The sequence below is a fragment of the Acinetobacter sp. GRABPA_MV_2 genome (assembly GCF_056725885.1).
This window is the reverse complement of the sequence record NZ_JBWZNA010000030.1, coordinates 23,844-30,287: the sequence shown is the minus strand read 5'-3', so window position 1 is coordinate 30,287 and position 6,444 is coordinate 23,844. Positions and strand designations below refer to the sequence as shown.

Genomic DNA, 6,444 nt, shown 5'->3' with positions numbered 1-6,444 from the left:
TTGCACTTTTAGCAGGTGTAATTCCATCAGAAATTTGCAAATGGTATTTAGCAGTCTATGTAGATGCTTATGAATGGGTCGAATTACCGAATACTTTAGGCATGGCAATGTATGCAGATGGCGGCATCATGGCAAGTAAACCCTATGCTGCATCAGGTAATTACGTACATAAAATGTCAAATTATTGTCAGCACTGTACCTATAACGTCAAAACAAAAACTGAGTCTGACAGTTGTCCATTTAACAGTTTATATTGGTATTTTATGAGCCGACATGAGGCCATATTTCGTCAGAATCCCAGAATGGCTATGGTCTATAAAAACCTTGATCGTATGAAAGATAAAGCTTCTGTCATGCAGCATGCCAAGTTACTTATTCATCAACTTGATGAGCTTTAAGATCATGAAAAAACAACATTTACCCCAGAAAATATGTGCCTATTGTCAACGTCCTTTTGACTGGCGAAAAAAATGGGAACGTTGCTGGGAAGAAGTAAAATATTGCTCTGAAAGATGTAAAAGACAAGCCCGATCAACTAAGTAGATATTTCACTCGATTGTTTTAACTGATTCAACACTACTCTTAATTGTTGAATCAGCTGGATTTCAATTGATTATATCTGATGATGTTAAGCATATTTATACTGACGAGAGCAGTAAGCTCGTTCAACGTCTGGTGAACGTAATTGTTGATGCTTAGTTTTACGCCCTGCCATACGTTTACGCCAAAGTTTAAAACTATTGGTTTTTAGGTTGTATCTCATTAAACGAATAACTTCGCTTTCGCTTAAGCCATACTCTCGCTCAATTGCTTCAAATGGAGTGCGATCTTCCCATGCCATTTCAATAATTCTAGATAAGTCCTGTTCATCAATTTTTTTCATGTTGTGCCCTTTTGATTTATAGGTAGCCAAATCTGATTCTTAACAAACAACTGTTTAGAAATAACTATATCTATCCAATTGCTCGCCTTAAATCTTTTCGTGTTTTACTTAAGATCATAGAAAGACAAACATGAAGTTTTTGTGATTTTTTAGCTTTATAAACTCTATTTTTCTATAAAGCATAAGCGAGTATGCAACTGTTGAATCGTAAAGCTTTATTTTTATTAGCCACTATGGCAGAGGTTTTAATACTTAAAATGTAAAAAAAGCCATTGCCTTCGCAATAGCTTTTTTGTTTATAATCATAAAATTATGCGCCCTTAGCTTAACTGGATAGAGCAGTTGCCTCCTAAGCGACCGACGTGGGTTCGAGTCCCTCAGGGCGCACATACTTAATACGTTAATCCTTCACTTCAGCCAACAATGTTTCAGCTGCAAGTTTGCCTAAATTATTAGAAGCAAGCGGACTATCACCAGTTAGCAATTTACGGTCTCTATGACATTGACCTGTAATACCCTTATTTAAAATTTCCACACCAAGTTTTTCAAGGTTTTCACCCACTAGCCAAGGTAAAGCTCCAGGCATATAACCAATATCAATATTTGCTCCCTTATCTAAGGAATCAGGGAATACACAAATTTGATAGCCTTTAAAAATATAGTTTTCTGGTTGTTCATCTACTGCCGCAGCAAGTAATGAAGCTGGACCATGGCATAATGTAATAATAAATTTATCTTGTTCAACCGCCCATTTAAGAACTTTTTTCACCTCAAGGCTATGTGGAATTTTAGCTAATACGCCATGCCCACCCGGAATAAATACAGCCGCATATGGTGAGTTTTCACCGACTGCATTTTCTAAAATGTCAGCTAGTTTTAGCGGATTTTTTAATTTATCTGCATATTTCTGAAAGGTGTCTAACACCACTTGTTCTTGCTTTGGCATTGCCCACATTTCAAGTTTGGCTGGATTTCCTGAAAGTGTCGCAATATCAATTTCGAAGCCAGCATTATCTAAATGAAACATCGGTAAAAGCATTTCTACAGGATGGTTACCTGTTGAGAAGAACTTACCGTTTTGCATCTGGATATAACGCTCATCAGTTGCAATCATTAAAACTTTTTTATTGCCTGCATAGGGAGTTGAATAAGTCGTGCCATCGTAATCTGTTTTAGGAGCAGTATATTGGCTTAGGGAATAAGGTGATGGGAAAAAGGCATTATCTTCAGCCAAATCTGGAGTAGGATTTTTATCATCAATATTTGCGGTATTCATTGTTACTATCCTTTTTCATCAGTATGGAAAGAAATAATAAGGTAAGAACCAATTGTTATTTCTTACTCAATTTATAGGTGAAGTTATAGAACTGGTGCAATCTGCCAATAGAATTTGGCAATTTTTATAGTGAAATAGGCAGAATCTAGAATTATAAAATTCAGTTTAGGCGAACCTGTCGTTCACCTAAACTTCAATGATTATAGCGTTACACATTCATTTCTAAAACGATCTTTCCAATATGATCACCTTGCTCCATACATGCATGAGCACTTTGTACATCTGAAAAAGCATACGTTTTATAGATTTGTGGTAAACACTTACCTTGTGCCAATAATGGCCACACATGCTCATGCAAAGATTGGGCAATTTGTGCTTTTTCTTGGCTATTACGTGCTCGCATCGTTGAACCCGTAATTGTGGCACGTTTTAAAATCAGTTTTTGTAAATCAAATTCTTTTGCGATTCGTCCACCCATAAAACCAATAATGACCAATCGGCCATCACGTTTTAATAGATTTAGGTTTTTCGTGAAATAAGAACCACCTACAATATCTAAAATGACATCAACACCTTGATCTTGAGTATGCTTCAAAACTTCCTGCTCAAAATCTTGGGTTTTATAGTTAATTGCTGTGGTGAAACTAGAGAGTGCTTCAACTTTATCTTCACTACCAACCGTAGCAAAAGTTTTAATCCCTAAAGCTTGGCAAATCGCTAAAGCTGTGGTTCCAATACCACTTGCCCCGCCATGTATTAGTGCGGTTTCATCTTTCTTTAAACGGCCAATATCAAAAAGATTTGCCCAAACCGTAAAAAATGTTTCCGGAATCGCAGCAGCTTGTGTAAAAGATAAATTTTCAGGAATTGGTAATACTTGAGTGGCCGTTACCGCACAATATTCTGCATAACCGCCGCCATTTGTTAGCGCACAAACTTTATCACCAACTTTGAATTGATCCACTTGGTCACCTACAGCGACCACAACACCAGCGACTTCAAGTCCCGGTATTTGAGTAACACCTTTAGGCATTGGATATAATCCCATACGCTGCAAAACGTCAGGACGGTTAATTCCAGCAGCCTTTACCTCAATCAAGACTTCATCTGCCTGAGGTGCTGGAAGACTAGCATCTTGAACTTTTAGAACCTCAGGTCCACCAGAAGCCGTAATTTCAATAATTTTCATGGTTGTTGGAAGGGTCATAAAATGCTCCATGTTTGATTTATATTTCAAAATTACTAATCTACGTTAAATAATTGAGGACTTGGGTGGAACGCCAAACAGTCGTTTAAATTCTCGGCTAAATTGTGAAGCACTGACATAACCCACTTCATAGGCTGCTTCTGCGACTCCCATTTTATTGTTCATGATCAACTCACGTGCTTTATGTAACCGAGTAATTTTGATGTACTGTAAGGGAGAATAATTCGTCACCTTTTTAAAAGTCTGATGAAAAAGCGATATGCTCATGCCCGCTTGTTTCGCCAAATCTTGAACCGTTAAGTTATGATAATAATCACGCTGAATAATTTCACAAATGGTGTAAATCACACCATTGCGGCTTACCATAGCCGATAAACTCTCGACTAGATTGCCTCCTGAAGCCTGCACCACACGATAAACCAATTCTCTTTTAACTTGCTCACCCAATATAAAAGTATCTTGTTTAGAACGAAGTAAATTGAGTAATCGTAGAGCAACCTCCGAAATAGTCACATTCATGTCAATCACTCTAAGCCCACAGCTTAATTTTAAATCTTCTGAATGAGCATCTTCAGTAACCACTTGTTGCTGTTTATCCATTTTAGTAATGAGATCAGCCATCATTTGTGGTTCAAATTTTATGGCTATCGCCAGCATTGGTTCATTATTTTCAACAACAGTATCGCAATCAAACGGTATAGCAATAGAGATAAATAAGCACTGCCCTTGTTTAAATGGAAAGATTTCTTTACCAATATACCCTCGCTTTAATCCCTGTATCACTAAAACAATTGAAGGCTCTTGCAGCACAGCAATAGGTGGTGTGGAATGATCTACACGCATTAAAGTGATATTAGAAATAAAAGTAGGATAGAGGCCTTCTGCTGGAGCCAAGTGCAAAAAAGCATCGACCAAATGTTCTGTAAGATGATTTTGCGGCATAGTTTTATTGTGAGAGGTAATCTAATAATCAATATAACAATGAACCCAAAATGAAAACATCTGTCTTACGTTTACTTTGTATAAATAGGCAATTCAAATCAATTTTTAGGCATAAAAAAACCTAGAGCATTCTAGGTTTTTTCACTTTATCAGGCTATTTAAGCCGATAAATTAAAGAACATGGCTGCAATTAAAATAATTACACCGAGGACAATTCGGTACCAAGCAAATACACGTAAAGTGTGACGTTCTACAAACAGTACCAATGCTTTTACAACAAACAGCGCAGCAATAAAAGCAGCAACGAAACCTACGCCAATATTAACCATATTGTCTGAGGTGAGTACGTCAGCATTTTTAATCAAGTCAAAAGTCGCAGCGCCCAACATGGTTGGCATAGCAAGGAAGAAAGAGAATTCTGTAGCAGCTTTACGTGATAAGCCCGCAAACATTCCACCTACGATTGTTGCGCCTGAACGTGAAGTTCCTGGAATCATCGCCACACACTGAGCAAGACCCACTAAAAGCGCTTGCTTAAAAGTAATTTTAGTTGCATCGAGTGTCTTATGTTCAAATTGTCTAGATTCAACCCAGAAAATGATCAGGGCACCGACAATTAAGGCAATCGCAACCACAATTGGGCTAAATAGAACACTTTTAATAAAGTCGACAGCTAGAACACCAATAATGACTGCTGGAAAGAATGCAATAAGCACACTAATCGCAAAATGACGTGACTCCACATCACCACTAAAGAATCCCTTAATCAAGTTAATTATTTTTTGTCGGTATAACCAGCACACTGCCAAAATAGCACCTAACTGGATTACGACCTCAAATACACGACCGCCGTCTGAGTGGAAATCGATAATATGACCAAATAAAATTAAATGACCTGTACTCGAGATTGGTAAAAATTCAGTTAAGCCTTCGACAAAGCCTAAAAACAGTGCTTTTATAACTTCAAAATTTTCCATAACTTGCTCAAAGAAAGTTAATCATTAGAACGACCTAAAATTTGTTTAATCGCAATTGGTAAGTCTCAAATTAGACTTATCACATGTCCAATATCAGATCATTTCTAACGTTTGTGGTTATTGCCCCTAGTTAAAGGCAGTTTATTTAAAGTGCGATAATGTATCACATCATGATGACAAACTTGGGTTAACTATCGTAAAAAGATAAAACTTGGTTAAGAACTGCCAAGGTTTTTCTTTTTATAGACAAAGCTTTTTACCTTTACTTACTCTACAAAATGATCTTAAAAAGTCCTTAAAAAAACATGATATTATTCTGAACAAATGCAGCTCATATCAAAAATTCTATCTGAATGAAAAATACCAAAATTAATGCACGCCATCTCATTATCGATTTATTTCTTTCCTCGGCCTACCCTCAACTCACCATTAAACAAATATTAATTGCCGCTAAACTTTTTAATATGAGTGACAATGGTATTCGTGTTGCGACAACTCGGCTATTAAATGAAGGCATGATAGAAAGCGTAGAACGCGGCATTTATCAACTTTCACCATCAACCAAAGAATGGGCAAAAGTCATTTTGAATCGTAAAAATGGCATTAAGCAGACTAAAGAATGGCAACATCAATATCTGGCAGTCTTCACTGGAACTTTAGGTCGTATTGATCGGACCGCTTTAAAAAAAAGAGAACGCACTTTAAGTCAATTTGGTTTTAGAGAACTCGAAACTGGCATTTATATACGTCCAGATAATTTAGCGTATAGCTTTGAAAAAACATGTGAAGAGCTTATTTTAGCGGGGCTTGAAAATGAAGCTAAAATTTCTATTATTCAAAAATTTGACTCAAAAACAGTTTCGTTAATTCCTTCTTTGTGGGATACCCAACAACTTGAAAAAAACTATGAGATGTATAGTCAAGATATTCAAGAATGGCTTTTGAATTATAAAAATTTATCCTTAAATGAGGCCGCTACCCAAGCTTTGTTATTAGGCCGTGAAACAATTACCTTACTCATGAATGATCCTCTACTACCCTCTCCATTTGTTAACGAGTATGCCCGCAATCAGTTTGCTCAAAATGTACAACAGCTCGATTCGATTGGACAAAAGCTATGGCAGAAACTTTATGAAAATGAATTAGCCCACTAACGGGC

General features: G+C 36.8%; 7 protein-coding genes, 1 tRNA gene and 1 pseudogene. 4 read left to right on the top strand and 5 right to left on the bottom strand.

Going from position 1 to position 6,444, the window contains the following annotated elements; all coding sequences use genetic code 11:
* Both ACXM0J_RS17830 and ACXM0J_RS17825 read left to right on the top strand, forming a co-directional pair.
* A pseudogene (locus tag ACXM0J_RS17830) lies at positions 1-398 on the top strand (cryptochrome/photolyase family protein); the annotation flags it as partial.
* 4 nt (positions 399-402) lie between these two features.
* Positions 403-543: a DUF2256 domain-containing protein gene (locus ACXM0J_RS17825; RefSeq protein WP_081310885.1), complete on the top strand. Its 141-nt coding sequence runs from the start codon at positions 403-405 to the stop codon at positions 541-543.
* 85 nt (positions 544-628) lie between these two features.
* Here ACXM0J_RS17825 and ACXM0J_RS17820 read toward each other — a convergent pair whose 3' ends face one another.
* The gene (locus ACXM0J_RS17820) at positions 629-883 is read right to left on the bottom strand and encodes a TIGR03643 family protein (RefSeq protein WP_032052731.1); all 255 of its coding nucleotides are present in this window, start codon (positions 881-883) and stop codon (positions 629-631) included.
* A 314-nt stretch (positions 884-1,197) separates the two neighbouring features.
* Here ACXM0J_RS17820 and ACXM0J_RS17815 point away from each other — a divergent pair.
* A tRNA-Arg gene (locus ACXM0J_RS17815) sits at positions 1,198-1,270 on the top strand.
* Between the two features lie 13 nt (positions 1,271-1,283).
* Here ACXM0J_RS17815 and hchA read toward each other — a convergent pair.
* From hchA to ACXM0J_RS17795, 4 genes are all read right to left on the bottom strand, one after another.
* The gene (gene hchA, locus ACXM0J_RS17810; RefSeq protein WP_086265295.1) at positions 1,284-2,159 is read right to left on the bottom strand and encodes a glyoxalase III HchA; all 876 of its coding nucleotides are present in this window, start codon (positions 2,157-2,159) and stop codon (positions 1,284-1,286) included.
* A 208-nt stretch (positions 2,160-2,367) separates the two neighbouring features.
* Complete coding sequence (locus ACXM0J_RS17805; RefSeq protein ID WP_086265294.1) at positions 2,368-3,378, bottom strand: NAD(P)H-quinone oxidoreductase; 1,011 nt, start codon at positions 3,376-3,378, stop codon at positions 2,368-2,370.
* Positions 3,379-3,411: 33 nt separating this feature from the next.
* Positions 3,412-4,308: an AraC family transcriptional regulator gene (locus ACXM0J_RS17800; RefSeq protein WP_086265293.1), complete on the bottom strand. Its 897-nt coding sequence runs from the start codon at positions 4,306-4,308 to the stop codon at positions 3,412-3,414.
* 158 nt (positions 4,309-4,466) lie between these two features.
* A complete protein-coding gene (locus tag ACXM0J_RS17795; protein WP_002116515.1) occupies positions 4,467-5,285 on the bottom strand; it encodes an undecaprenyl-diphosphate phosphatase in 819 nt (272 codons plus the stop codon).
* 353 nt (positions 5,286-5,638) lie between these two features.
* On the opposite strand from ACXM0J_RS17795, the gene ACXM0J_RS17790 reads away from it, so the two are divergent.
* Entirely contained in the window at positions 5,639-6,439 is an 801-nt protein-coding gene (locus ACXM0J_RS17790; protein ID WP_086265292.1) for a PaaX family transcriptional regulator C-terminal domain-containing protein, read from the top strand.
* Positions 6,440-6,444 lie beyond the last annotated feature (5 nt).

Excerpts from the sequence above, each read along its gene's own strand:
- ACXM0J_RS17825 (WP_081310885.1), top strand. The coding sequence starts at position 403 with ATGAAAAAACAACATTTACCCCAGAAAATATGTGCCTATTGTCAACGT.
- ACXM0J_RS17820 (WP_032052731.1), bottom strand. The coding sequence starts at position 883 with ATGAAAAAAATTGATGAACAGGACTTATCTAGAATTATTGAAATGGCA.
- hchA (WP_086265295.1), bottom strand. The coding sequence starts at position 2,159 with ATGAATACCGCAAATATTGATGATAAAAATCCTACTCCAGATTTGGCT.
- ACXM0J_RS17805 (WP_086265294.1), bottom strand. The coding sequence starts at position 3,378 with ATGGAGCATTTTATGACCCTTCCAACAACCATGAAAATTATTGAAATT.
- ACXM0J_RS17800 (WP_086265293.1), bottom strand. The coding sequence starts at position 4,308 with ATGCCGCAAAATCATCTTACAGAACATTTGGTCGATGCTTTTTTGCAC.
- ACXM0J_RS17795 (WP_002116515.1), bottom strand. The coding sequence starts at position 5,285 with ATGGAAAATTTTGAAGTTATAAAAGCACTGTTTTTAGGCTTTGTCGAA.
- ACXM0J_RS17790 (WP_086265292.1), top strand. The coding sequence starts at position 5,639 with ATGAAAAATACCAAAATTAATGCACGCCATCTCATTATCGATTTATTT.